Below are 23214 nucleotides of genomic sequence, written 5' to 3' on the forward strand. Positions count from 1 at the left end.
CTGGTGTGCACAGGGCGCCGGGTGCTCCCCGCAGCGAAATAAAGGAGGAGGCGAAGCCGGGGGACATTCGCGGAGGGGAGTACCCGGTGGCCTGTGCACGCGCCCTGAACAGAAGCGCCCTGAACAGCAGCGCCAAGAAGAGACCAGACGCTGAGACATGGCCCTCCAGCACATCCCACCCATCCAGTGCCTGCTGACTTTCGAAGCCTTGGCAAGGCTGCGGCATGCGGGCCGCGCGGCGGACGAGCTGTGCGTCACGCCCAGCGCCGTGAGCCACCGCATCCGCCAGCTCGAATCGCATGTGGGCTTCAAGCTCTTCGGCCGCAGCGACTTCAGCCTGACAGCCGACGGCGCAGCCTACCTTGCCAACGTGCGCACCGGCCTGGCGGCGCTTCAAGCCACACCCACCGGCAATGCGGCGCAGCAGCGCGCGACACGCCTGCGCATCGCCGTCACGCCCACCTTCAGCCGCCAGTTCCTCATGCCGCGGCTCGAGCTGTTCCGCAACATCTACCCTGACATCGAACTCGTGCTGCAGGTGTCCATTTCCGCTGCTCGACGTCACGGCCGAGCAGGCCGATCTCGAAGTGCGCTACGGCAGCGGCACGTATGCCGACTGCGAACACCGGCTGCTGCTCGAGGAGGATGTGGTGCCCGCCTGCAGCCCGAGCTACCTCAACGAGTTCGGTCCATTCCAGGGGTTCTGCTCCGCCGCCGAAATTGCCAGCGCGCGGCTCATCCGCAGCCCGCTCGAGCCCTGGGGCACCTGGTTCGCGCGCTGCGGCATCGACCAGCCCGAGCCGCATGTCGGCTCCCAGTTCAACGACCTCGGCCTGGTCTACGACGCCGCCGCCAGCGGCTTCGGCGTGGCGCTGGTACGGCTGAAGATGGGCGCCGCCTGGTTCGAATCGGGCCGGCTGGTGCCGCTCTCCGACCGGCCCGTGCCCTCGCCGCACCGCCATACCATCTGCTGGCAGCCCGGCACGCTCGAGCGCTGGGAATGCGCCGCCTTCGTCGACTGGCTCGCCCAAAGCCTGCGCTGAAGAAAAGCCGGCCGCGAAGTTCTCTCAAGCCCGCCGCAAAAAAGCTTCAACCCGGGGGCGGCGCAATTCCGTAGAGTGCGGTACACCACGAGACAGACCCGACCGCCCCAAAGAGGCTTACGCATGAATGCGCCACTCACCCCCGTCCAGCACGATACGCTGCAGAAAACCGACCGCCAGTCGCAGATCGTGCGCGCGCTCCAGGCCCACCTGCCGGCGCATGCGCTCATCTGGCATGCCGAAGACACCACGCCCTACGAATGCGACGGCCTCACCGCCTACCGGCAGCGCCCGCTGGTGGTGGCCCTGCCCGAGACCGAAGCCCAGGTCGCGGCCGTGCTCAAGACTTGCCACGCTCTCGGCGTGCCGGTGGTCGCCCGCGGTGCGGGCACCGGGCTTTCGGGCGGCGCCATGCCGCACGAAATGGGCGTGACACTCTCGCTCGCCAGGTTCAACCGCATCCTGAAGATAGACCCGCTCGGCCGCACCGCCGTCGTGCAGTGCGGCGTGCGCAACCTCGCCATCAGCGAAGCGGCCGCGCCCTTCAACCTCTACTACGCCCCCGATCCGTCGAGCCAGATCGCCTGCACCATCGGCGGCAACGTGGCCGAGAACTCGGGCGGCGTGCACTGCCTCAAGTACGGCCTCACGCTGCACAACGTGCTGCGCGTGCGCGGCTTCACGGCCGAGGGCGAGCCTGTCGAATTCGGCGGCGAGGCGCTCGATGCGCCCGGTCTCGACCTGCTCGCCCTGGTCATCGGCAGCGAAGGCATGCTGGCCGTGACCACCGAGGTCACCGTGAAGCTCGTGCCCAAGCCACAGCTCGCGCGCTGCATCATGGCCAGCTTCGACGACGTGCGCAAAGCCGGCGACGCGGTGGCCGCGGTGATCGCGGCCGGCATCATCCCCGCGGGGCTCGAGATGATGGACAAGCCGATGACCGCCGCGGTCGAAGACTTCGTGCACGCGGGCTATGACCTCGACGCGGCCGCGATCCTGCTGTGCGAATCCGATGGCACTTCCGAAGAGGTCGAGGAAGAAATCGGCCGCATGACCGCCGTGCTGCGCGGCTCCGGCGCCACCGCCATTGCGGTGAGCACCAGCGAAGAAGAGCGCATGAAGTTCTGGAGCGGCCGCAAGAACGCCTTCCCCGCCTCGGGCCGCATCAGCCCCGACTACATGTGCCTGGACTCCACCATTCCGCGCAAGCGCCTGGCGGACATCCTGCTGGCCATCCAGGAGATGGAGAAGAAGTACAACCTGCGCTGCTGCAACGTGTTCCACGCGGGCGACGGCAACCTGCATCCGCTGGTGCTGTTCGATGCCAACGACCCCGACGAGCTGCACCGCTGCGAGCTCTTCGGCGCCGACATCCTCGAGACCAGCGTGGCGATGGGCGGCACCGTTTCGGGCGAGCACGGCGTGGGGGTGGAAAAACTCAACAGCATGTGCGTGCAGTTCACCGCGGCCGAGAACGAGCAGATGTTCGGCGTCAAGCGTGCCTTCGATCCGGCCGGGCTGCTGAACCCCGGCAAGGTGATTCCGACGCTGCAGCGCTGCGCCGAATACGGCAAGCAGGTGGTGCGCGGCGGCAGACTGCCGCACCCCGAACTGCCGCGTTTCTGAGCATGGCCATGGAACCCGCACTCCACCACATCGTCGAACGCATCCGCGCCGCGGCCGCCGATGGCTCGCCGCTTCGCATCCGCGGCGGCGGCACCAAGGATTTCTACGGCGAGCCGCCGCAGGGCGAGGCCCTGGGCACCGCCGCGCTCACCGGCATCACGAGCTACGAGCCGAGCGAACTGGTCGTCACCGTGCGCGCCGGCACGCCGCTCGCCGAGCTCGAAGCCGCGCTCGCCGAGAAGGGGCAGTGCCTGCCTTTCGAGCCGCCGCGTTTCGGCGCGGCCGGCACGGACACCGTGGGCGGCATGGTCGCCGCGGGCCTCAGCGGTCCCGCGCGCGCCAGCGTTGGCGCGGTGCGCGACTATGTGCTGGGCGCCACGCTCGTCAACGGCCGCGGCGAGGTGCTCGGCTTCGGCGGGCAGGTGATGAAGAACGTGGCCGGCTACGACGTTTCGCGGGTGCTCGTGGGCTCGCTCGGCACGCTGGGCGTGATCGCCGAAGTGAGTCTCAAGGTGCTCCCCGTGGCGCCCGCCGAAACCACGCTGGATTTCGACTGCAGCCAGGCCGATGCGCTGCGCCTGCTCAACGAGTGGGGCGGCCGGCCGCTGCCGCTGAATGCGAGTTGCTGGTCCGACGCCGGCGGCACCGGCAGCTTGCGGCTGCGGCTGCGCGGCGCGGTGGCGGCGGTCGAGGCCGCCTGCACGCACCTGGGCGGCGAGCGCGTGGACACCGCAGTGGCCGCTGCCGAGTGGCAATCGCTGCGCGACCAGCGGCATCCGTGTTTTGTCGTTGACGGCACAGGCGACGCGCTCTGGCGCCTGTCGGTGCCGCAGACAGCGCCCGTGCTCGCAATGGGCGATGGCGGCGCGCCGTTGATCGAATGGCACGGCGGACAGCGCTGGTTCAAGGCGCGGCCCGCGCAGGCCTCTCGCATCCGCGAAGCGGCGCATGCGGCGGGCGGGCATGCGACGCTGTTCAGGATGCCTGCTGCCTCTTCTGCCTCTTCTGCCTCTTCTGCCGCTGCCCCGCGATTCGACGGCTTGAGCGCACCATCCGCGCGCATCCACCAGGCCCTGATGCGCGAGTTCGATCCCCATGGCATCTTCGACCGCGCGCGGCTTCTCGCGGCTTCCTGAGCCTGCGTTCCGACACCTCCATTTCTTCCATGCAAACCGAGCTCGCCCCCGAATTCCGCGACACCGACGACGGCCGCGAGGCCGAAGCCATCCTGCGCAAATGCGTGCACTGCGGCTTCTGCACCGCGACCTGTCCCACCTACCAGCTGCTCGGCGACGAGCTCGATGGACCTCGTGGCCGCATCTACCTCATCAAGCAGGTGCTCGAAGGCAAGGAACCCACGCGCAGCACGCAGCTGCACCTGGACCGCTGCCTGACCTGCCGCAACTGCGAAACCACCTGCCCGAGCGGCGTGCAGTACGGCCACCTGGTCGACATCGGCCGCAGGATCGTCGACGAGAAAGTGCCGCGCCCCGCAATGGAATCGGCCACACGCTGGCTGCTGAAGGAAGCGCTGCCGTCGCCGCTCTTCGCCCCCGCGATGGCGCTCGGCCAGTCGGTGCGCGGCCTGTTGCCCGAGTCTCTCAAGGCCAAGGTGCCGGCGAAGCAGCAGGCCGGCGCGTGGCCCACCGCCACGCATGCGCGCAAGGTGCTGATGCTCGCGGGTTGCGTGCAGCCGTCGATGATGCCCAACATCAACAGCGCGACCGCGCGCGTGCTCGACGCGGCCGGCATCCAGGCGGTGATCGCAAAGGAGGCCGGCTGCTGCGGCGCCGTGAAGTTCCACCTCGACGACCAGGAGGGCGGCAAGGCCCAGATGCGCGCCAACATCGATGCGTGGTGGCCAGCGGTCGAGCGAAACGACGTCGAAGCCATTGTGATGAACGCCTCGGGCTGCGGCGTCACGGTGCGCGAGTACGGCCACATCCTGCGCAACGACCCGGCCTATGCCGCCAAGGCGGCGCGCATCAGCGAGATGACGCGCGACCTGAGCGAACTGCTGCCCGACCTGGTCGCCGCGCTGAAGGCGCGCGTGCGGCCGCCCGAGGGCGTGGTCGCCTACCACCCGCCCTGCACGCTGCAGCACGGCCAGAAACTGCGCGGCGGCGTGGAGACGCACCTGCGCGCCCTCGGCTTCGACGTGCGCGTGGCCATGGCCGAATCGCACCTGTGCTGCGGCTCGGCCGGTACCTACTCGGTGCTGCAGCCCGAGCTGGCCTACCCGCTGCGCGACCGCAAGCTCGGCCACCTGCAACAGCTGCAGCCGAGCGTCATCGCCTCGGCCAACATCGGCTGCATCACGCATCTGCAAAGTGGCAGCCCGCAAACGCCGGTGCGCCACTGGGTCGAACTGCTGGACGCGGCGCTGGCAGCGGCCTGATCGCACACCGAAGAGCGCTCTGGTCCGACTCGCGCGGGCCCCGTTGGCGCGGCATCATGGGGCACCGTTTTTCCAGGAGCCTGCCCCATGTCTTGCGTTCAAGCTTTCATCGGTTCGAAGAACTTGCGGCGCGCCCTGCTGGCCTGCGCCTGCGCGGCCGGCGCCGTTGGCGCACAGGCACAGTCGGCCATGCCGCAGTGGAAGGGCGAGGGCGCGGTGCGCTATGTCTGCGGCGGCATCGGCTCGGACGAATCCAACGCCATGCGCGCGGCCATGAAGGAGCATCCGCTGGCGCTGCTGTTCGCGCGCTCCGACGGCGCCTACCTTGCCGATGTCGATGTCGACATCAAGGGTGCCGACGGCGCGCCTTCGCTGGCCTTGCGCGCCAGCGGTCCGGTCTGCCTGGTCGACATTCCGGACGGCCGCTACACCGTCAGCGCCAGGACGACCGGCGGCGAGGCCAAGAGCCAGGCCGTGACCGTGGGCGGCGGCGCCAAGACCGCGAGCTTCCGCTTCTGAGCGGGGCGCTTCAGGCGGCCGCCAGCGCGGCCTCGATGTCGCGCGTGATCGATGCGGGCGTGTCGAGCGGCGCATAGCGCTTCTGCACGCGGCCGTCGCGCCCGACCAGGAACTTGGTGAAGTTCCACTTGATGGCCGTGCTGCCCAGCAGGCCCGGCTTCTCCTTGGTGAGCCACTGGTACAGCGGCGCGGCATTGCCGCCGTTGACGTCGATCTTCTCCATCATCGGAAAGCTCACGCCGTAGTTGGTGGTGCAGAACGCGCCGATCTCGTCGTTGGTGCCGGGGTCTTGCGCGCCGAACTGGTTCGACGGAAAGCCCAGCACCACCAGCCCCTGTTCGCCGTATTTCTTGTGCAGCGCCTCGAGCCCGGCGAACTGCGGCGTGAAGCCGCACTGGCTGGCCGTGTTGACGATCAGCAGCACCTTGCCCTTGTAGGCCGAGAGCTTCACGCGCTTGCCGTCGATCTGGTTGGCTTCGAAGTCGTAGATGCTGGCCATGGTGCGGGTACCTCAGGTGGGAGACGAAAGGCGATCATCGCCCGCGGCCGGCGTTCGCGCAAATGCCGACCACACGGCCGCCAGCACGATCAGCGCCCCACCGGCCAGGATGCGCGGACTCATGTCGGCCGCGCCCAGCGCCACCGACGACACACTGGCGAACAGCACCTCCGACAGCATGATCACCGCCGTCGCGCTGGCCGCGAGCCGCGCCGCGCCGTACTGCAGGCAGACGTTGGCCACCACGAAGCCGGCGCCCAGCAAGGCGGCCCATCCGATCCAGCCCGGCGTGGCCGCGAGCGGCGAGGCGAAAGCGCCCAGCAGGGTGCCGCTCGCCGCGGCGATGCCCGCCACCAGCGCGCAGCCGCAGAACATGGCCAGCGCGCGCGATTCGCCCGGCGCGCGCTGCAGGTGGCGCAGCAGGATGTTGGTGACGGCAAAGCTGAATCCCGCCGCCACGCCGAGCCAGTCGGGCAGGCTCGAAGGCACCGGCCAGTCGACGCCCGGTGCCTTGAGCACCACCACCACGCCGGTGAGCGCCAGCGCCACGCGTGCGAGCGCGCCGGCCGTGGGCCGCTCGCCCAGCACCGCCCAGCCCAGCAGCACGCTCCACAGCGGCATCAGGTAGAACAGCAGCACCACGCGCACCACGTCGCCCTGTGTCACGGCCCAGTTGAACCCCAGGTTGGTGAAGCCCGCCGCGAGCCCGAGCGCCACCAGCATCGGGAACGCCGCGAAGCCGCGCCAGGCATGCCGGCGAAAGAAGCCCATCGCGAGCGAGATGGCCACGTAGATCAAGCAGGTGGTCCACACCGGATGCAGCCCGTGCCCTTCGATGTGGCGGAACGGAAACCAGGAGACGCCCCAGACAAAGGCGTTGAAGATCAGTGCGAGCGCAGGCATGGGGTCGAATTCCCGGTGTCGCCCCCGGTGAGGGGGAGGGCGAAGCGACACGAGGTGTGCGCAGCCTCGGGCAGGTCAATGATGTTTGTCGCTGCGGGCGATGGCGAGCAGGTGCTCGACTTCTTCGGGGTACTTGCGCAGGTTGTGATGATGCCAGCGCTGGATGAGCCACATGCAGCCCGCCACCACGCCGCCGAAGGCGCCGATGGCCGCGAAGGCCGAGAGGCCGAGGCCGGTGCAGGCGCTGTAGAAGCCGCCGAGCAGCAGGATGCAGGCCTGCTCGTTGAAATTCTGCACGGCGATCGAGCGGCCCGCGCCCATCAGGTTGTGGCCGCGGTGCTGCAGCAGTGCGTTCATCGGCACCACCAGGAAGCCGCCCAGTCCGCCCAGCAGGATCAGGAAGGGCACGGCGATCCAGACGTTGGTGATCAGGTTCATGCTGATCACCAGCAGGCCCATGCCGACGCCCATGGGGATCACGCGCGTGGCCATGTCCAGCCGCATGCGCATCGACGCGACGATGGCGCCCACCGCCATGCCGATGGTGACAACCCCGGTGAGCGCCGTCGCCTGCGTGGTGTTGTAGTTGAGCGCGAGCGCGGCCCAGGCCAGCACGATGTACTTGAGGTTGGCGCCGGCGCCCCAGAAGAGCGTGGTGGTGGCGAGCGAGATCTGCCCCAGCTTGTCGCGCCACAGGCGCGCGTTGCAGTGCCAGAAGTCGGGCAGCAGCAGAAACATGTTGCGTGCCAGGCCATGCGCCGGATTGGCGCGCAGCGGCCGCATCTCGACCCCGGTGTGCGGGATGCGGGTGTTGAACCAGGCTGCCAGCGCATAGACGAAGATCAGCACCGAGATGGCCGCCTCGGCCGGCGAATCGATGCCGGTGTTGATCATCGGGAGGTCGATGGCCAGCAGGTGACTGGATATCGCATGGCCCACCAGCGAACCGCCCAGCACGATGCCCAGGAGGATCGATGCGATGGTGAGTCCTTCGATCCAGCCGTTGGCCTTGACCAGCTGCGAAGCGGGCAGCAGTTCGGTCAGGATGCCGTACTTGGCCGGTGAATAGGCCGCAGCACCAAGCCCGACGATCGAATACGACAACAGCGGATGCGAGCCGAACAGCATCATCAGGCAGCCGATCACCTTGATCGCATTGCTGATGAACATCACCCGTCCCTTGGGCAGCGCGTCGGCGAACGCGCCGACCAGCGGAGCCAGCACCACGTAGAACACCGCGAAGATCGGCACCAGCGCAGCGCGCTGCCACTCGGCCGCCCCTGAGCTTCGCATGAGCTCGACAGCCACGACGAAGATCGCGTTGTCGGCCAGCGACGAAAAGAACTGGGCCGACATGATCGTGTAGAAACCGCGCTTCATCGATGGGCTGGCTGGCCAGGAAGGTTGCTGGCAGTAGTGAGAAAGTGTCGCCACTTTTGGCGAATGGGCGGTTATAGCATGGGGGTACGAAGGAGAAATCAGCGTTCACACCCTGGACGGCCCTGCTTTCGAAGGTGCTAAAACCCTGTCTTCAACATCCGACATTTGCCATGCCGCGTCCCATTCTCGCCACTGTGCACACCGCCGCGCTCCGCCACAACCTCGACCGGGCCCGGCGCGCCGCGGTCGATGCCCGCGTCTGGGCCGTGGTCAAGGCCAATGCCTATGGGCATGGCATCGAGCGCGTGTTCGAAGGCCTGCGCGGCGCCGACGGCTTTGCGCTGCTCGACCTGGCCGAAGCCGAACGCGTGCGCGCGCTGGGCTGGCGCGGGCCGGTGCTGCTGCTCGAAGGCGTGTTCGACGCGCGCGACCTGGAGCTGTGCTCGCGGCTGGACCTGTGGCATACCGTGCACTGCGACGAGCAGATCGACATGCTCGCGGCCCACAAGACCCTCAAGCCGCAGCGCGTGTTCCTCAAGATGAATTCCGGCATGAACCGCCTGGGCTTCGCGCCCGAGCGCTTCGGCTCCGCCTGGACGCGCCTCAATGCGCTGCCGCAGGTGGACGAGATTTCGCTCATGACGCATTTCAGCGACGCCGACGGCCCGCGCGGCATCGCACACCAGATGGCGGTGTTCGAGCGCGTCACGCACGACCTGCCGGGCGAACGGTCGGTGGCCAACAGCGCCGCCACCCTGCGCCACGCCGCGCAGGCCCGCGGCGACTGGGTGCGGCCCGGCATCCTGCTGTACGGCAGCGCGCCCGACTTTCCGCAGCACGATGCCGCGCATTGGCAGCTGCAGCCCACCATGACGCTGTCGACGAAATTGATCGGCGTGCAGACGCTCCAGGCGGGCGACACCATCGGCTACGGTTCCAACTTCACGGCCGACGGGCCGCTCACCATCGGCGTGGCCGCGGTCGGCTATGCCGACGGCTATCCACGCCATTGCAACACCGGCACGCCGGTGCTGGTGAACGGCGTGCGCACCCGCATGGTGGGCCGCGTGAGCATGGACATGATCACCGTCGACCTCACGCCCGTGCCTGACGCGAAGTTCGGCGCCGAGGTCACGCTGTGGGGCCGCTCGGCCGCGACCGGCGCTGTGCTGCCCATCGACGAGGTCGCACAGGCGGCCGGCACCGTCGGCTACGAACTGATGTGCGCCGTGGCGCCTCGCGTTCCCTTCGCTCCGGCCGACGGCGAATGAAGGTGCTCTCCAACTGGCGCTCGGTGCGCCTGTGGGAGACGCAGCTCGAGCGCGACCTGCACCGCAACTACAGCCTGCGCACGCACGGCATCCTGATCGGCAGCTTCACGCTGCTCCTGATGTGGGGCGTTTCGGCGCTGCAGATGCACGTGCTCGACGTGCAGTCGCTCGCAGTGCGGTACCTGCTCACGCTGGGCGTGGGTTATCTCGGCTACCTGCTGGTGCTGCGCTGGTGGGCGAGCCGCCTGGTCGAGAACCGCACCGACATCGGCCTGGACGGCGGCGACGTCGCCGATGCGGCCAGCTTTGCGTTCGATGCGGCTGGCAGCGCCGAGGGCGGCGCGCTGTCCGACGTGGCCAGCGGCGCGTTCGAGGTGGCGGGCGCCTCGGACGAAGGCGCCCTCATCGTGGTCCCGGTGGTCGCCGTCTTTCTCATCTGCACCGCCATCGTGCTCGGCGCCGGCTCCCTGGTGCTGCTGTATTTCAGCTGGGACGCGCTGCTGGCCGTGGCCGTCGAGGTGGCGTTCTCGTACGTGTCGGCGCGCGCCGCGGTGCGCGTGGCGCGCGAGGGCTGGCTCATGGCGGCCGTGCGCCTGACGTGGAAGCCGCTGCTCGGCGCCGTGCTGTGCGCCGTGCTCCTCGGGGCAGCGCTCGACCGCTTCATGCCCGAGGTCAATTCACTGCCGGAAGCCGTGCGGGTCTTGCTGAAGAAGAACTGAAGACGCGCGCTCAGTACAGCCCGAGGTGCCGCAGCTTCAGGCGCGCGAGGCCCAGCAGCGCATCGGTGAACGGCGTGGCGACCCCGGTCAGCTCGCCCAACTCGCGCACCACGGTGACCAGCGCATCGAGCTCCACCGACCGCCCGGCTTCCACGTCCTGCAGCATCGAGGTCTTGAACGCGCCGAGCTTCATCGTCACGGCATGGCGGTCTTCGGGGCTCTGCGTGATCTCGATGCCGATGCGGCGTCCGATCTCTTTCGCCTCCAGCATCACGGCCGAGATGAAGCCGCGCACGTGGTCGTCGCCCATGATCAGGTCGGTGGTGACGCCGGTCATCGCGCTGATCGGGTTCACGGTCATGTTGCCCCAGAGCTTGAACCACACGTCCTTCTGGATCTGCGGCGACAGCGTGGCGTCGAAGCCGCCGCGCTGGAGCAGCTCGACGAGCCTTTGCACGCGCGGCGTGGCTTCGCCCGAGGGCTCGCCCACGATCAGCCCGTTGCCGAAGTGATGCCGCACCACGCCCGGCGCGTCGAGCGAGCAGCTCGCATGCACCACGCAGCCGATCACGTTGCGCGCCGGAATGGCCCTGGCGATCGCGCCGTCGGGATCGACGGCCGCGAGCCGGCGGCCGGTGATGGCGCCGCCGAAGCCGCCTTCGAGAAACCACCACGGCACGCCGTTCATCGCGACCAGCACCACGGTGTCGGGCCCGACCAGCGGCCCGATGCGCTCGGCCACGCCGGCCAGCGCGGGCGCCTTCACCGCGATGACCACCAGGTCTTGCACACCCAGCGATGCGGGATCGGCCACCGCGTGGACCGGCACCCGCGTGCGCACCTCGCCGCGCATCAACGAGAGCCCGTCCTGCTGCAGGGCCTCGAGCGTGGCGCCGCGCGCCACCACGTTGAGGCGCTCGCCCGCTTGCGCGAGGCCGGCGCCGATCCATCCGCCGATGGCGCCGGCGCCGTAGATGCAGATCTTCATGTCAGTTCTTGTAGCTGGGGTCGATGCGGTCCACCTGGCGCACCAGGGCATCGAACACATCCTGGCCCGCGCCGTGCTCGGGGCTGAACTGCAGCGCATCGCGCGTGCAGCGCCGGGCGATTTCCTCGCTCACGGGGATGGCCGCGCCCATCGAGAAGGTCGCCATCTGGATCTCGCAGGCGCGCTGCAGCGTCCAGAGGATCGCGAAGGTCTGGGGCAGGGTCTGGCCCCAGGCCAGCAGGCCATGGTTGCGCAGGATCACCGCCTTGCGGTCGCCGATGCTCCTGAGCAGCCGCGGACCTTCGTCGGCATGGATGGTGATGCCCTCGAAGTCGTGGTAGGCCACCATGCCGTGCAGTTGCGCGGTGTAGAAATTGGTCTGCTGCAGTCCGCCCTGCAGGCAGGCCACGGCCACGCCGGCCGTGGTGTGCGTGTGCATCACGCAGTGCGCGCCCGGCAGGCCGTCGTGGATGGCCGCATGCACGGTGAACCCGGCCGGGTTCACCGGCCAGGTCGATCCGTCGAGCACCTTGCCCTCCAGGTCGATCTTCACCAGGTTGCTGGCCGTGACCTCGCTGTAGTGCAACCCGAAAGGGTTGATGAGGAACTGCTTCGCGCCACCCGTCACGCTGTCCGGCAGCCGCACCGTGATGTGGTTGTAGATCATCTCGGTCCATCCCAGCATCGCGAAGACGCGGTAGCAGGCCGCCAGCTGTTCGCGCGCGGCGCGCTCGTCGGGATGGATCGAGGGATGGACCAGCGCGGATGGCGCGGCCGGCGTGGCGAGTGTGTTCATTGCAGTTCCTTCATTTGGTTAACCCTCTGCGGTGAAGCCGACTTCTTTCACGATCGGCGCCCACTTGGCGGTGTCTTTCTTCAGCAGTTCGGTCAGTTCGCCAGGCGTGGACGACATGGCTTCCAGCCCGAAGGTGCCGAGGCCGTCGATCACGTCTTTCTGCGCGAGGGCGTTCTTCATTGCGGTGTTCAGCCGCGCGACCAGTTCGGGCGAGGCCTTGGCGGGCAGGAAGAAGGCGAACCACTCGCTGTGCGCCATGTCGCTGATGCCCTGCTCGCCGAACGTTGGCACGTCGGGCGCGAAGCGGCTGCGCTTGGCGCCCGAGACGCCCAGGATGCGCACCTTGCCCGAGGCCAGGTGCTGCGTGATGTCGCCGATCGGGCCCGACACGGCCGAGATGTTGCCGCCCAGGAGGTCGAGCATGGCCGGTTGCGTGCCGCGGTAGGCCGCGTGCTTGAGCTCGGCGCCGCCCTTCTTGCCCAGCAGCGCGCCGATGAAGTGCGGCGTGGAGCCCGCGGCGGGCGAACCGAAGTTCGCGCCCGCGGGATTGGCCTTGGCCCAGGCCAGGAACTCGGGCACCGTCTTCACGCTGGCCGGCACCGCGGGACCGACCGCAAAGCCGAAGTCGAAGATGCAGGCGAGGCTGACCGGCGTGAGGTCGACCATCGGGTCGTACGGCAGCTTCTTGTAGATGTGCGGGTAGATCGTGAGGATCGAGGTCGGCGTCTGCAGGATGGTGCTGCCATCGGCCGGCCGGCCCTTCACGTAGGTCACGGCGATCTGCCCGCCCGCGCCGGTGCGGTTTTCCACCACGGCCGACCTGGCGTATTCGGGGCTGAGCTTCTGCGCAATGCGCCGGCAGGTGGTGTCCGAGGTGCCGCCGGCCGCAAAGCCGGTGACGATGGTGGCGGTTTCGAGCGAGGCCTGCGCGAAGGCCTGCTGGCCCAGGCTCGCGAGCAGCGCCGAGGCGCCGGTGGTCTGCAGCAACTGGCGGCGGGTGAAGGTCATGGTCTGTCTCCGGTGTAGTGGTTGGTTGCGGCTCAGGACTCGTCGCGCAGCCAGGTGACTGCGCCCGAATGGGTCACGGCGCCCTGGTGGGCCGGGCGCACGGTGAGTGCGTATTTTTCCAGCAAGCCACGGTGCGGCACCCCCGCGTTTACCTCACGTCCAGCGAGGCGGCGGGCAATTTCCTCGGTGGCCAGTTCGACTGAGATGCTGCGCGCCCCGGGCCTCGCGTCGATGGCCACGATGTCGCCGTCCCGCAGTGCCGCGATCGGTCCGCCGTCGGCCGCTTCGGGCCCCGCGTAGCCGATGCACAGGCCCCGCGTGGCGCCCGAAAATCGCCCGTCGGTGAGCAGCGCGACCTTGTCGCCCATGCCCTGGCCGTAGAGCAGGGCGGTGATGCCCAGCATCTCGCGCATGCCGGGGCTGCCGCGCGGGCCTTCGTTGCGGATCACGAGCACGTCGCCGGCCTGGTAGCGGCGGTTCTGCACGGCCGCCTGGGCTTCTTCTTCCGACTCGAAGACGCGCGCCGGACCGCGGTGCACCAGCGCCTGCAGGCCCGCGGTCTTGAGCAGTGCGCCGTCGGGACAGAGATTGCCCTTGAGCACCGCCAGGCCGCCGTCGCGCGTGATCGGGTTGCCGGCCGCGCGCACCACGCGGCCGTCCGGCGCGGCGGCACCGGCCAGCTCCTCGGCCATGGTGCGGCCGGTGAAGGTCAGCGCATCGCCGTGCAGGAAACCCTGTTCCATCAGCGTGCGAAGAATGACGCCCGCGCCGCCGATGTAGAACACGTCGCGCGCCAGGTACTGGCCGCCGGGACGCAGGTCGGCAATGAGCGGCGTGCGCGCGAAGACCTCGGCCACGTCGTCCAGGTGGAAACGGATGCCGGCCTCGTGCGCGATGGCCGGCAGGTGCAGCGCGGCGTTGGTCGAGCCGCCCGTGGCCGACACCACGGCGCAGGCGTTCTCCAATGCCTTGCGCGTCACGATGTCGCGCGGCAGGGGGCTGTCGCCCATCACCGCCTTCATCAGATTTTTAGCGGCGCGGCGCATGAGCGGCGCGCGTTCGCTGAACACCGCCGGCACCATGCTGGAGCCGATGGGCGCCAGGCCCAGCGCCTCGGACACCATGCCCATGGTGTTGGCCGTGAACTGGCCCGCGCAGGCGCCGGCCGTCGGCAGGCAGGCGCGGCTCATGGCGTCGAGCTCGGCGTGCGTGGCGGTGCCGGCCAGCACCTTGCCGATGGTCTCGTAGGTGTCGACCACGTTGAGGTCGCGGCCATCGGGGCCGGGCATCTGCCCCGGCAGCGCCGAGCCGCCGTGCACGAACACGCTCGGCACGTTGCAGCGCACCATGCCCATCATGAGCCCCGGCAGGTTCTTGTCGCAGGCGCCGATGGCGAAGATGCCGTCCCACTGGTGGCCGCGCGTCGAGGCCTCGACGCTGTCGGCGATCAGCTCGCGCGAGATCAGCGAGAAGCGCATGCCCGAATGCGCCATGGTGAGCCCGTCGCTCACCGACACCACCGGGCATTCGTGCGGCGTGCCGCCGCCGGCATAGATGCCGGTCTTGGCGTGCTGCGCCTGCTCGCGCAGGTTGAGGTTGCAGGGGCTCATCTCGCCGCCGGTGTGGAACACGCCGATGTGCGGCCGCGCGACGTCCTCGTCGTCCTGCCCGAGCGCGTGCAGGAAGCTGCGCGTGGTCGCGCGGATCGTGCCTTCGCGGATGGTGGCGGAGCGAAAGCGCTTGCTGTCCGGATCGGTGGGAGTGGTCATCGGGCGGGCGTGGGCTGGCTGGCTGATTGCAAAAGGGTCAGAACATGCCGTTCGTGTTGGCGGCGGTCTCGGGCACGGGCTGAACCACGTCCCAGTGCTCGACGATCTTCCCGTTCTCCAGCCTGAAGATGTCCACGATGGCGTTGCCGCGCGTGCCCGGCTCGCGCACCGCATGGACGTGAAGGATCACGTAGTCGCCTTCGACGAAGCTGCGCTTGATCTCGCTGCGCGAGCGCGGAAACTTCTCGCGCAGGAACGCGACGAACTTGCGGAAGCCCTCGGGACCATCGGCCGCCGTGGGGTTGTGCTGCACGTAGCGGTTGCCCACGTACTGCAGGGCCGCATCGGCATCCTTCTGGTTCAGGCCCTTTTCATAGAAGGCGAGCACGGCCTGGCGGTTGGCTTCCTGCCGGGCGGTGGCGGCTGGGGGCGAGCTCGCGCCGCCCATCGGCGCGCAGGCCGCGAGCAACAGGGTGGCGGCCGCGGCCAGGGCCGCCAGGGTCATGCGTTTCATAAGGAGTGCTCCGGTGTCGGGTGAATCAATAGCTGCTGGTGGCGGCGGCGCCCGGCGCGGCCTTGCCGCCCTTCGGGTCCCTGTACCTGGCCAGCAGCTGCTTGGCCGCCGCCGTGAGCAGGATGGTGTCCACGCCCACCGCCACGAACTGCGCGCCCGCGGCGAGCCACTTGCGCGCCTGCTCCTCGGTGGTCGAGAGAATGCCCGCGGCCTTGCCCGCCTTGCGGATGCGCGCGATCGCGTCGGCGATGGCGGCCTGCACCTCGGGGTGGTTCGGCTGGCCCACGAAGCCCATCGACGCCGACAGGTCGGCCGGTCCGATGAACACGCCGTCCACGCCCGGCGTGGCCGCGATGGCATCGAGGTTCTTCAGCGCTTCGACGGTCTCGGCCTGCACCAGCAGGCAGGTCTGCGCGTTGGCTTCATGCAGGTAGCCGGGATAGGCCTGCCAGCGCGAGGCGCGCGCCAGGGCGCTGCCCATGCCGCGGATGCCTTCGGGGGGATAGCGCATGCCCTGCACCATGCGCGCTGCCTGCTCGGCGGTATCGACCATCGGCACCAGCACGGTCTGCGCGCCGATGTCCAGGTATTGCTTGAGCAGCGTGGTGTCGCCCACCGGAATTCGCACCACCGGGTGCGAGCGCTCCGACTCGGGCTGCGCCGACCATGCGCTCGAGATACCTTGCAATTGCGCGAGCATCGAGCGCACGTCATTGGGCGCGTGCTCGCCATCGAGCAGCAGCCAGTCGTAGCCGGTGCCCGCGAGGATTTCGGCCACGTAGCCGTCGGCCAGGCCGACCCAGAGGCCGATCTTCTGCTCGCCGGCCTGCAGGGCCTTCTTGAAGGTGTTCAGAGGTGTGTGCATGAGGCGTCTTTCAGACAAAACGGAAGGCGATGCTGCCGAGCGGGCCGTAGTCGGCGTGGAAAGTGTCGCCCGGGAGCGCAGTAGTTGGCCGGGTGAACGAGCCGCCGAGCACGACCTCGCCGGCTTCGAGGTGTTCGTCCCACGGCGCGAGCTTGTTCGCGAGCCAGGCCACGCCGGTGGCCGGGTGGTTGAGCACGGCCGCGGCCACGCCGGATTCCTCGATCACGCCGTTCTTGTAGAGCAGCGCGCTCACCCACCGCAGGTCGACCGCGTCGGGCTTCACCGGCCGGCCGCCCATCACGATGCCGGCATTGGCCGCGTTGTCGGCAATGGTGTCGAACACCTTGCGCGGCGCCTTGGTGTGGCGGTCGAACTGCTCGATGCGCGCATCGATGATCTCGATGGCGGGCACCACGTAGTCGGTGGCGGCCAGCACGTCGAAGATCGTCACGTTCGGCCCCTGCAGCTTCTTGCCGAGGATGAAGGCCAGCTCTACCTCGATGCGCGGCGCGATGAAGCGCTTGAACGGGATGTCGCTGCCCTGCTCGAAGAACATGTCGTCCAGCAGGGTGCCGTAGTCGGGCTCCGTGATCTGGCTGGACAGCTGCATGGCGCGCGAGGTGAGGCCGATCTTGTGGCCCTTCACGGTGCGGCCTTCGGCGATCTTGGCCCTGACCCATTCGCGCGAGATGGCGTAGCCGTCTTCCACCGTCATTTCGGGAAAGCGCTTGGAGAAGTGCTCGACCTGCACGCGCGACTTTTCGCTTTCGTGCAGTTCGGCCGCGAGCCTGGCAATGGTGTCGGCGGTGAGCATGGTTTTCTACTTGTTGAAGAGGGGATGCAGATTGCTGTGTTTGCCGTCGTACACCTGGCCGGAGCTTTCGTCGATCTGCAGCGTGATGCCGATGTGGCGCCTGCTGAAGACGGGCTCGAAATGCGCGCGCACATCGGCCAGCAGCGCGTCTCCGGCCTTTTTCTTCACGGCTTCGGCGCGGCCCGCGGCCATGCGGAGGTTGAGGTACGCGAAGGCGTAGTCGGCCTGGCCGTCGGCCACTGCGAAGTGCGCGGCGGGGTAGGCGAGCACGCGCGTGCCACCGATGGGGAACACCGGCTTGCCGGTTTCGTCGCGCTGCGCCAGCATGGTGTCGGCCAGCGTGCGGCACAGGGCCGTCATGTCGGTCTCGGCTTCGAGGTTGGGCGTGTAGAGGATCACGAGGTGAGGCATGCCGAGGCTCCGTTCATTCGATCGACATCGTCGCGGCGGTGCATGTCACGGCGAAGATGGGGATGGCCTTCATGTGCAGGATTTGGCCCTTGCCGCGCGCGGCCGCGGCCACGCTCAGGAAGGTGCGGATCTCGAAGCCGCCCTGGCCGGCTTCGCGGTAGGTGGCCTCGTCGTTGTAGTCGTTCTCCGAGAGCAGCGCATCGCGGTCGTTGGCGCACCAGCGGCGCATGAACTCGGCGTCCCACTCGGCGTTGACCTTGCCCGAATCCGGCGTCGCGGGCCAATGCGAAATGCCGCCCGTGCCGACCAGCGCGATGCGCTCGGGGGCCTTGTCGCAAGCGCGGCGCAGCGCCTCGCCAAAAGCCCATGCGCGGTGCAGCGGCGTGAGCGGCGGGCCCTGGCAGTTGATGTTCACTGGAATGACCTTGGTGTCGAACTTCGGCGTGAGAAAGTGCAGCGGCACCATGATGCCGTGGTCGAACTTCCATTCTTCCGCGTACGCCACGTCGACGGTCTGCATCACCTCGCGGATCAGCCGCTGCGACAGCGCTGCATCGCCGGGCACCCTGGTCTTCTCGATGCCGAGCCACTTCGGGTCCTCGATCGGGCCTTCGTAGCTGTCGGCCATGCCGATGGCGTAGGCCGGCATGTTGTTCATGAAGAAGTTCGCGAAGTGCTCGGCCGCGATGACGATCACCGCATCGGGCTTCGTGGCGCGCATCGCCTCGCCGAAGCGGTGGAACTGCGCGTGGAACTCGTCCTTCACCGCCGCGTCGGCCAGGTGGGCGCGGCCGGTGATGCCGGGGGCGTGGCTGCACACGCCTGCAAAGACCAAGCTCATACGCCTGCCACCTTTTCGTCTGTGCCGGTTGTCATGGCATAAATTCCCGCGCGCACCGGACCGTACTTGCGCACGCCTTCGCGCATGGCTTCGAGGTAGTCGGCCCATGCGATGCCGAGCAGGGGTGCGAAGTGCATCAGCAGTTGTCCGTTGCAGCCCAGGACGTAGAGTTTCCCGATGTCGCCCTGGTCGATGGCTTGGCGCTCTTCGTCGTTGAAATCATAGGCCGCCAGCAAGGCCGCGCGCGTGTCGCCGCCTTCTGCGTAGCGGCGCTGCACGTCGGCGTCGCGGTTGAGGGCGAACAGGAATTTCTGCATGGCGTAGAGGCTCATCTTCGGCACTCCGCTTTTTCTGTGTTCAGGGCGCGTGCACAGGCCACCGGGTACTCCCGCTCCCCGCCAGCGGGTGCGCGTCCAGGGAGGTAACCCGCTTCCATCTCACACCCCCCAATGCGGAATATGGTGCGAACCCATCGAAACCGCAACGTTCTTCGGTTCGCAGAACACTTCGTAACTCCAGGTGCCGCCTTCGCGCCCCGTGCCCGACGCCTTGGTGCCGCCGAAGGGCTGGCGCAGGTCCCGCACGTTCTGGCTGTTGACGAAGCACATGCCAGCTTCGACGGCCGCCGCCACGCGGTGCGCGCGGCCGATGTTCTCGGTCCACACGTAGCTGGAGAGGCCGTAGGGGATGTCGTTGGCGAGCTCGATCGCGTGGGCCTCGTCCTTGAACGGAATCAGGCAGGCGACCGGGCCGAAGATTTCTTCCTGCGCGATCCGCATGCGGTTGTCGACATCCGCGAAGACCGTCGGCATCACGTAGTTGCCCTTCTTCACACGGTCGGGCAGGTTGCCTGGAACCTCGAGCCCGCCACACAGCAGCGTCGCGCCTTCCTTCGGTCCCAGCTCGATGTAGCTGCGCACCTTGGCAAGATGCGCCTGCGAGATCATCGGGCCGACGATGGTCTTTTCGTCGAGCGGATCGCCGACCACGATGCGCTTCGCGCGCTCGGCGAACTTCGCGGCAAAGTCCGCATAGATCGACTGCTGCACCAGGATGCGCGAACCCGCCGTGCAGCGCTCGCCGTTGTTGCTGAAGATCATGAACACCGCCGCGTCCAGCGCACGGTCCAGGTCCGCGTCGTCGAAGATCACGAACGGGCTCTTGCCGCCCAGCTCCATGCTGAACTTCTTCAGGCCCGCGCTCTTCACGATGCGGTTGCCCGTGGCGGTAGAGCCGGTGAACGAGATCGCGCGCACGTCGGGGTGCGCCACCAGCGGCTCGCCGGCTTCCTTGCCGTAGCCGTGCACGAGGTTCAGCACGCCCGGCGGAATGCCCGCTTCGAGCGCGAGTTCGCCCAGCCGCGCGGCGGTCAGCGGCGACAGCTCGCTCATCTTCAGCACCGCGGTGTTGCCGAAGGCGAGGCACGGCGCGACCTTCCAGGTGGCCGTCATGAACGGCACGTTCCACGGGCTGATCAGCGCGCACACGCCCACCGGATGGAACAGCGTGTAGTTCAGGTGCGTGGGGGTCGGGTAGGTGTGGCCGTCCACACGCGTGCACATCTCGGCGAAGTAGTAGAAGTTGTCGGCCGCGCGCGGGATCAGCTGCTTGCCGGTCTGGGAGATGACCTGGCCGCAGTCGTTGGTCTCGGTCTGCGCGATCTCGGGCACGTGCCTGGCGATCAGGTCGCCGAGCTTGCGCACCAGCTTCGCGCGCTCCACGGCGGGCATGCCGGCCCACTTGGGGAATGCTTCCTTGGCCGCAGCCACGGCTGCGTTCACTTCGGCTTCGCCGCCCGACGCCACTTCGGCCAGCACCTCCTGCGTGGCGGGGTTGACGGTCTCGAAGCAGTCGGTGCCGGCAACGCTCTTGCCGCCGATGAGGTGTTGGATCTGTTGCATGGGGTTCCCGCCAGGGTCAATCGAGTTTGATGTCGCGCGCCTTGATCAAGGCGTGCCACTTCTTGCGTTCGGCATCGACGAAGCGCGCCATCTCGACGCCGTCGGCGGGACGCGCTTCCCAGCCTGCGTCGAAGAGCTTCTGGCGCACGCCGGCGTCGGCCATGGTCTTCTGCAGGTCGGCGCCGAGCCGGGCCTGCACGTCCTTCGCCGTGGCGGCGGGCACCACGAGCCCTTGCCAGGTGTAGGCCTCGACGCCCGCATAGCCGAGTTCCTTCGCGGTCGGCACGTTGGGCAGCTGCGGAATGCGCTCGGCGCCCATGGTCATGAGCGGCACCACCTTGCCGGCCTTCACGGCGCTCACGCCGCTCGGCAGGTCCAGCATCATCAGCGGCACCTGCCCGCCCATCAGGTCCTGCAGCGCCGGCGCACCGCCCTTGTAGGGCACGTGCAGCAGCGAAACACCCGCTTCGCGCTGGAACAGTTCGAGCGCCAGGTGATGCGGGCTGCCGGTGCCCGGCGTGGCGATGCTGTACTTGCCCGGCGATGCCTTCAGCGCAGCGATCAGCGCCTTGGCATCGGCCAGGCCGGCGTTGGGCGCGGCGGTGATGACGAGCGTCGAGCGGCCCATCATGCCGACCATCGCGAAGTCTTTCTCGGCGTCGTAGGGCAGCTTCTTGTAGAGCGCGGGGTTGTACACCAGCACGCCGTTGTCGGCCGAGAACACGGTGTAGCCGTCGCCGGGCGAGCGCGCCACGTTCTCCGACGCGATGATGGCGCCCGCGCCGGGGCGGTTGTCCACCAGCACCGGCTGGCCCAGCTGCTGCGCGAGCTGCGCGCCGGCGGTGCGCGCGAGAAAGTCGGTGCCGCCGCCCGCGGGATAGCCCACGACCCAGCGCACCGGCTTGGTGGGGAAGGCCTGTGCCTGCGCCTGTGCCTGGGGCGCGAAGGCCGCGGCGGCGAAAGCCACGAGGGCCGCTGCGAGCCCGAGTCTGTTCCTGGTCGTCATGGGTTTGTCTCTTCTGTCGTTGGTATGGAAAAGCGGTGCGGCGCTAGCTGCCGGCAATGGTGTTGACCAAGGCGCCGATGCGCTCGATCTCGGTCACCACCACGTCGCCCGGCTTGCAGTCGACCACGCCGTCGGGGGTGCCCGTCAGGATCAGGTCGCCCGGCGACAGCGTCATGAAGCGGCTGAAGTACGCGATGAGGAACGGCGCGTCGAAGATCATGTCGCGCGTGCTGCCCTGCTGCGTGACGGTGCCGTTCACCGTCGTCCTGAGCGCCAGCGCCATGGGGTCGGGCACGTCGGCCGCATCGACGAACCACGGGCCGAGTGGCGTGCAGGTGTCGCGGTTCTTCACGCGCAGGTTGGGGCGGTACCAGTTCTCCAGGTAGTCGCGAATGGCGTAGTCGTTGGCCACCGTGTAGCCGCCGATGAAGTCGTAGGCGTCGTCCTGCGTGACGTTCTTCGCGGTCTTGCCCACCACGATGGCGAGCTCGCATTCGTAGTGCATGAACTGCACGCCGGCAGGCCGCTGCGTGCGCTGGCGGTGGCCGATGAGCGTGCTCTGGCCCTTGACGAACACCAGCGGTTCCTCCGGCGCCTTGAACTCCAGCTCCTTGGCGTGGTCGGCGTAGTTGAGGCCGAGCGCAAGGATGGTGCGGGGCCGTGCGGTGGGCGCGAGCGGCGGCAGCCAGGTGAGCTGCGCCTGCGGCACGATGCGGCCGTCTTCCAGGCGCACGGCGGCATCTTGCTCGCCATTGAATTCGTGCGCGACACCGGTGTGTTCGCGGCCCTCGTATATGACGCGTGCGTGCTTCATGCGGCCACCTCCTGCACCAGCGTGTTGGCCAGGGTCTCGAAGCCCGGCGCGGAAATCTCGACATGGTCGCCCGCGCAGGCCAGCGGCCGCCCGGCGTCGCAGCCCAGCATCAGCACGTCGCCATGCGCGAGCGTCATGAATTCGCCGACGTCGGCGAGCAGCTGTGCCGCGGGCCGCACGAGCTGCGAGAAATCGATCGACTGCTTCAGCGTGCCGTTGACGCGCACCTCGACGCGAAAGCCCGCGGGATCGGCCACCTCCTGCGCATCGCGCAGCACCGGACCTATGCCGAGGAACCCGTCGACACACTTGAATTTCACCGGGGGCCGGAAGAAGCTCGCATGCGGGATCGAGAGATCGTTCAACAGCACGAAGCCTTCGACGTCGCCCTCGGCCCCGATCACCATGCCGATGCTGGCGCCGATCTCCACCTCGGGCACGGCGGCGGGCACCGCGATGGCGCTCTCGTGCGGGCTCCAGGTGTTGGCGGTCTTCACGTAGAGCACCGGGGCCTTGGGCGCGGCCTTGTACGGCGCCTCTGCCATTCGCGGCGCGAGCGCGTCGAACTCGGCGCGGAAGTTCAGCAGCGTGCCGTACACGGTGCCGGTCGGAAGATAGTGCGGTGCGCTGCTGCTCATGATGGCTGCTCCAGTGCGATGAGTTCGTCGAGCAGCCCGTAGAGCTGCGTGAGCTTGGCCTTGCCGAGCGATTTTTCCATCCAGACGTAATGCGCCTCGATGCTGGTCGACAGGCGCTTCACCAGCTTCATGCCGTGCGGCGTGGCCTCGACCACGGTGCGGCGCTGGTCCTCGGGGTCGCGGCTGCGCGTGATGAGCTTGTCGCGCTCCATGCGGGCCAGCACGCCCGTGAGGCTGGGGCCGAGGATGAAGGCCTCGCGCGCCACGTGGCCGGTCTCGACGGCGCCGTGCTCGCCGAGCACGCGCAGCACGCGCCATTGCTGGTCGGACAGCGCGTGCTCGCGCAGGCTGGGCCGGGTGTGGGCCATCACGGCTTCGCGGGCCTGCAGCAGCAGGCGCGGCAAATTGCGGTGGGTGAAGGTGGTGCTCAAAAGCTGTGCCTCGTCGAATTAGTTAACATGTTAAATGATTCTTCGGAGCTTTCCAAGCCG

General features: G+C 68.4%; 24 protein-coding genes and 1 pseudogene. 7 read left to right on the forward strand and 18 right to left on the reverse strand.

Annotation, left to right across the window (positions count from 1 at the left end; genetic code table 11):
• Window positions 1-157 precede the first annotated feature (157 nt).
• The 5 genes and pseudogenes from ABID97_RS03645 (at window position 158) to ABID97_RS03665 (ending at window position 5586) form a co-directional block, all read left to right on the forward strand.
• Window positions 158-1043 (forward strand): annotated as a pseudogene (locus tag ABID97_RS03645) (LysR substrate-binding domain-containing protein).
• 123 nt (window positions 1044-1166) lie between these two features.
• Window positions 1167-2669, forward strand: a complete 1503-nt coding sequence (locus tag ABID97_RS03650; RefSeq protein ID WP_354397199.1) for an FAD-linked oxidase C-terminal domain-containing protein — start codon at window positions 1167-1169, stop codon at window positions 2667-2669.
• A gap of 8 nt (window positions 2670-2677) precedes the next feature.
• Entirely contained in the window at window positions 2678-3805 is a 1128-nt protein-coding gene (gene glcE / locus ABID97_RS03655) for a glycolate oxidase subunit GlcE (protein WP_354397200.1), read from the forward strand.
• Window positions 3806-3834: 29 nt separating this feature from the next.
• Window positions 3835-5067: a glycolate oxidase subunit GlcF gene (glcF, locus tag ABID97_RS03660; protein WP_354397201.1), complete on the forward strand. Its 1233-nt coding sequence runs from the start codon at window positions 3835-3837 to the stop codon at window positions 5065-5067.
• A gap of 87 nt (window positions 5068-5154) precedes the next feature.
• Entirely contained in the window at window positions 5155-5586 is a 432-nt protein-coding gene (locus tag ABID97_RS03665; RefSeq protein WP_354397202.1) for a carboxypeptidase regulatory-like domain-containing protein, read from the forward strand.
• A gap of 10 nt (window positions 5587-5596) precedes the next feature.
• Here the strand turns inward: ABID97_RS03665 and ABID97_RS03670 are convergent, their stop codons facing one another.
• The 3 genes from ABID97_RS03670 to lplT form a co-directional block, all read right to left on the reverse strand.
• Complete coding sequence (locus tag ABID97_RS03670) at window positions 5597-6085, reverse strand: glutathione peroxidase (protein WP_354397203.1); 489 nt, start codon at window positions 6083-6085, stop codon at window positions 5597-5599.
• 12 nt (window positions 6086-6097) lie between these two features.
• Window positions 6098-6988, reverse strand: a complete 891-nt coding sequence (locus ABID97_RS03675; protein ID WP_354397204.1) for a DMT family transporter — start codon at window positions 6986-6988, stop codon at window positions 6098-6100.
• 75 nt (window positions 6989-7063) lie between these two features.
• Window positions 7064-8368 carry a lysophospholipid transporter LplT gene (gene lplT / locus ABID97_RS03680; RefSeq protein WP_354397205.1) on the reverse strand — a complete coding sequence of 435 codons (1305 nt, stop codon included), beginning with the start codon at window positions 8366-8368 and terminating at the stop codon, window positions 7064-7066.
• Window positions 8369-8538: 170 nt separating this feature from the next.
• Between lplT and alr the strand changes: the two genes are divergently transcribed.
• The gene (alr, locus tag ABID97_RS03685) at window positions 8539-9639 is read left to right on the forward strand and encodes an alanine racemase (protein WP_354397206.1); all 1101 of its coding nucleotides are present in this window, start codon (window positions 8539-8541) and stop codon (window positions 9637-9639) included.
• Complete coding sequence (locus ABID97_RS03690; RefSeq protein WP_354397207.1) at window positions 9636-10358, forward strand: hypothetical protein; 723 nt, start codon at window positions 9636-9638, stop codon at window positions 10356-10358. The genes alr and ABID97_RS03690 overlap by 4 nt, the downstream gene beginning before the upstream one ends.
• 10 nt (window positions 10359-10368) lie before the next feature.
• On the opposite strand, the gene ABID97_RS03695 is transcribed toward ABID97_RS03690, so the two are convergent.
• From ABID97_RS03695 to hpaR, 15 genes are all read right to left on the reverse strand, one after another.
• Window positions 10369-11346 (reverse strand): 2-dehydropantoate 2-reductase, encoded by a 978-nt coding sequence (locus ABID97_RS03695; protein WP_354397208.1) that lies wholly within the window; start codon window positions 11344-11346, stop codon window positions 10369-10371.
• A 1-nt stretch (window position 11347) separates the two neighbouring features.
• A complete protein-coding gene (locus ABID97_RS03700) occupies window positions 11348-12142 on the reverse strand; it encodes a class II aldolase/adducin family protein (RefSeq protein ID WP_354397209.1) in 795 nt (264 codons plus the stop codon).
• Between the two features lie 18 nt (window positions 12143-12160).
• Window positions 12161-13150 carry a Bug family tripartite tricarboxylate transporter substrate binding protein gene (locus ABID97_RS03705; RefSeq protein WP_354397210.1) on the reverse strand — a complete coding sequence of 330 codons (990 nt, stop codon included), beginning with the start codon at window positions 13148-13150 and terminating at the stop codon, window positions 12161-12163.
• A 32-nt stretch (window positions 13151-13182) separates the two neighbouring features.
• On the reverse strand, window positions 13183-14919 hold the full coding sequence (ilvD, locus tag ABID97_RS03710; RefSeq protein ID WP_354397211.1) for a dihydroxy-acid dehydratase: 1737 nt from the start codon (window positions 14917-14919) through the stop codon (window positions 13183-13185).
• Window positions 14920-14956: 37 nt separating this feature from the next.
• The gene (locus tag ABID97_RS03715) at window positions 14957-15433 is read right to left on the reverse strand and encodes a nuclear transport factor 2 family protein (protein WP_503012744.1); all 477 of its coding nucleotides are present in this window, start codon (window positions 15431-15433) and stop codon (window positions 14957-14959) included.
• Between the two features lie 25 nt (window positions 15434-15458).
• A complete protein-coding gene (hpaI, locus tag ABID97_RS03720; protein WP_354397212.1) occupies window positions 15459-16298 on the reverse strand; it encodes a 4-hydroxy-2-oxoheptanedioate aldolase in 840 nt (279 codons plus the stop codon).
• A 10-nt stretch (window positions 16299-16308) separates the two neighbouring features.
• Window positions 16309-17112 (reverse strand): 2-oxo-hept-4-ene-1,7-dioate hydratase, encoded by an 804-nt coding sequence (gene hpaH / locus ABID97_RS03725; RefSeq protein ID WP_354397213.1) that lies wholly within the window; start codon window positions 17110-17112, stop codon window positions 16309-16311.
• 6 nt (window positions 17113-17118) lie between these two features.
• On the reverse strand, window positions 17119-17523 hold the full coding sequence (locus ABID97_RS03730) for a 5-carboxymethyl-2-hydroxymuconate Delta-isomerase (protein WP_354397214.1): 405 nt from the start codon (window positions 17521-17523) through the stop codon (window positions 17119-17121).
• Between the two features lie 13 nt (window positions 17524-17536).
• Entirely contained in the window at window positions 17537-18364 is an 828-nt protein-coding gene (locus ABID97_RS03735) for a DODA-type extradiol aromatic ring-opening family dioxygenase (protein WP_354397215.1), read from the reverse strand.
• Window positions 18361-18696 carry an aromatic ring-opening dioxygenase subunit LigA gene (locus ABID97_RS03740; protein WP_354397216.1) on the reverse strand — a complete coding sequence of 112 codons (336 nt, stop codon included), beginning with the start codon at window positions 18694-18696 and terminating at the stop codon, window positions 18361-18363. The genes ABID97_RS03735 and ABID97_RS03740 overlap by 4 nt, the downstream gene beginning before the upstream one ends.
• 105 nt (window positions 18697-18801) lie before the next feature.
• Window positions 18802-20265 carry a 5-carboxymethyl-2-hydroxymuconate semialdehyde dehydrogenase gene (gene hpaE, locus ABID97_RS03745; protein ID WP_354397217.1) on the reverse strand — a complete coding sequence of 488 codons (1464 nt, stop codon included), beginning with the start codon at window positions 20263-20265 and terminating at the stop codon, window positions 18802-18804.
• 16 nt (window positions 20266-20281) lie between these two features.
• Entirely contained in the window at window positions 20282-21271 is a 990-nt protein-coding gene (locus tag ABID97_RS03750; protein ID WP_354397218.1) for a Bug family tripartite tricarboxylate transporter substrate binding protein, read from the reverse strand.
• Window positions 21272-21314: 43 nt separating this feature from the next.
• Window positions 21315-22085, reverse strand: a complete 771-nt coding sequence (locus tag ABID97_RS03755; RefSeq protein WP_354397219.1) for a fumarylacetoacetate hydrolase family protein — start codon at window positions 22083-22085, stop codon at window positions 21315-21317.
• Window positions 22082-22723: a fumarylacetoacetate hydrolase family protein gene (locus ABID97_RS03760; protein WP_354397220.1), complete on the reverse strand. Its 642-nt coding sequence runs from the start codon at window positions 22721-22723 to the stop codon at window positions 22082-22084. Before ABID97_RS03760 ends, ABID97_RS03755 begins: the two co-directional genes overlap by 4 nt.
• Window positions 22720-23154 carry a homoprotocatechuate degradation operon regulator HpaR gene (gene hpaR, locus ABID97_RS03765; RefSeq protein ID WP_354397221.1) on the reverse strand — a complete coding sequence of 145 codons (435 nt, stop codon included), beginning with the start codon at window positions 23152-23154 and terminating at the stop codon, window positions 22720-22722. The genes ABID97_RS03760 and hpaR overlap by 4 nt, the downstream gene beginning before the upstream one ends.
• Window positions 23155-23214: the final 60 nt, after the last annotated feature.

This window comes from Variovorax sp. OAS795 (assembly GCF_040546685.1).
In the GTDB taxonomy this organism is placed as follows: Bacteria; Pseudomonadota; Gammaproteobacteria; order Burkholderiales; family Burkholderiaceae_C; genus Variovorax.

Bases quoted from the DNA above. Each gene is read 5' to 3' on its own strand.
- hpaI (WP_354397212.1), bottom strand. From the start codon at position 16,298: ATGCACACACCTCTGAACACCTTCAAGAAGGCCCTGCAGGCCGGCGAG.
- lplT (WP_354397205.1), bottom strand. From the start codon at position 8,368: ATGAAGCGCGGTTTCTACACGATCATGTCGGCCCAGTTCTTTTCGTCG.
- ABID97_RS03670 (WP_354397203.1), bottom strand. From the start codon at position 6,085: ATGGCCAGCATCTACGACTTCGAAGCCAACCAGATCGACGGCAAGCGC.
- hpaE (WP_354397217.1), bottom strand. From the start codon at position 20,265: ATGCAACAGATCCAACACCTCATCGGCGGCAAGAGCGTTGCCGGCACC.
- ABID97_RS03695 (WP_354397208.1), bottom strand. From the start codon at position 11,346: ATGAAGATCTGCATCTACGGCGCCGGCGCCATCGGCGGATGGATCGGC.
- ABID97_RS03715 (WP_503012744.1), bottom strand. From the start codon at position 15,433: ATGAAACGCATGACCCTGGCGGCCCTGGCCGCGGCCGCCACCCTGTTG.
- ABID97_RS03675 (WP_354397204.1), bottom strand. From the start codon at position 6,988: ATGCCTGCGCTCGCACTGATCTTCAACGCCTTTGTCTGGGGCGTCTCC.
- ABID97_RS03650 (WP_354397199.1), top strand. From the start codon at position 1,167: ATGAATGCGCCACTCACCCCCGTCCAGCACGATACGCTGCAGAAAACC.
- glcE (WP_354397200.1), top strand. From the start codon at position 2,678: ATGGAACCCGCACTCCACCACATCGTCGAACGCATCCGCGCCGCGGCC.
- ABID97_RS03760 (WP_354397220.1), bottom strand. From the start codon at position 22,723: ATGAGCAGCAGCGCACCGCACTATCTTCCGACCGGCACCGTGTACGGC.
- ABID97_RS03700 (WP_354397209.1), bottom strand. From the start codon at position 12,142: ATGAACACACTCGCCACGCCGGCCGCGCCATCCGCGCTGGTCCATCCC.
- alr (WP_354397206.1), top strand. From the start codon at position 8,539: ATGCCGCGTCCCATTCTCGCCACTGTGCACACCGCCGCGCTCCGCCAC.
- ABID97_RS03665 (WP_354397202.1), top strand. From the start codon at position 5,155: ATGTCTTGCGTTCAAGCTTTCATCGGTTCGAAGAACTTGCGGCGCGCC.
- ABID97_RS03705 (WP_354397210.1), bottom strand. From the start codon at position 13,150: ATGACCTTCACCCGCCGCCAGTTGCTGCAGACCACCGGCGCCTCGGCG.
- ABID97_RS03730 (WP_354397214.1), bottom strand. From the start codon at position 17,523: ATGCCTCACCTCGTGATCCTCTACACGCCCAACCTCGAAGCCGAGACC.
- ABID97_RS03690 (WP_354397207.1), top strand. From the start codon at position 9,636: ATGAAGGTGCTCTCCAACTGGCGCTCGGTGCGCCTGTGGGAGACGCAG.
- hpaH (WP_354397213.1), bottom strand. From the start codon at position 17,112: ATGCTCACCGCCGACACCATTGCCAGGCTCGCGGCCGAACTGCACGAA.
- ABID97_RS03755 (WP_354397219.1), bottom strand. From the start codon at position 22,085: ATGAAGCACGCACGCGTCATATACGAGGGCCGCGAACACACCGGTGTC.
- ABID97_RS03750 (WP_354397218.1), bottom strand. From the start codon at position 21,271: ATGACGACCAGGAACAGACTCGGGCTCGCAGCGGCCCTCGTGGCTTTC.
- ilvD (WP_354397211.1), bottom strand. From the start codon at position 14,919: ATGACCACTCCCACCGATCCGGACAGCAAGCGCTTTCGCTCCGCCACC.
- glcF (WP_354397201.1), top strand. From the start codon at position 3,835: ATGCAAACCGAGCTCGCCCCCGAATTCCGCGACACCGACGACGGCCGC.
- ABID97_RS03740 (WP_354397216.1), bottom strand. From the start codon at position 18,696: ATGAGCCTCTACGCCATGCAGAAATTCCTGTTCGCCCTCAACCGCGAC.
- ABID97_RS03735 (WP_354397215.1), bottom strand. From the start codon at position 18,364: ATGAGCTTGGTCTTTGCAGGCGTGTGCAGCCACGCCCCCGGCATCACC.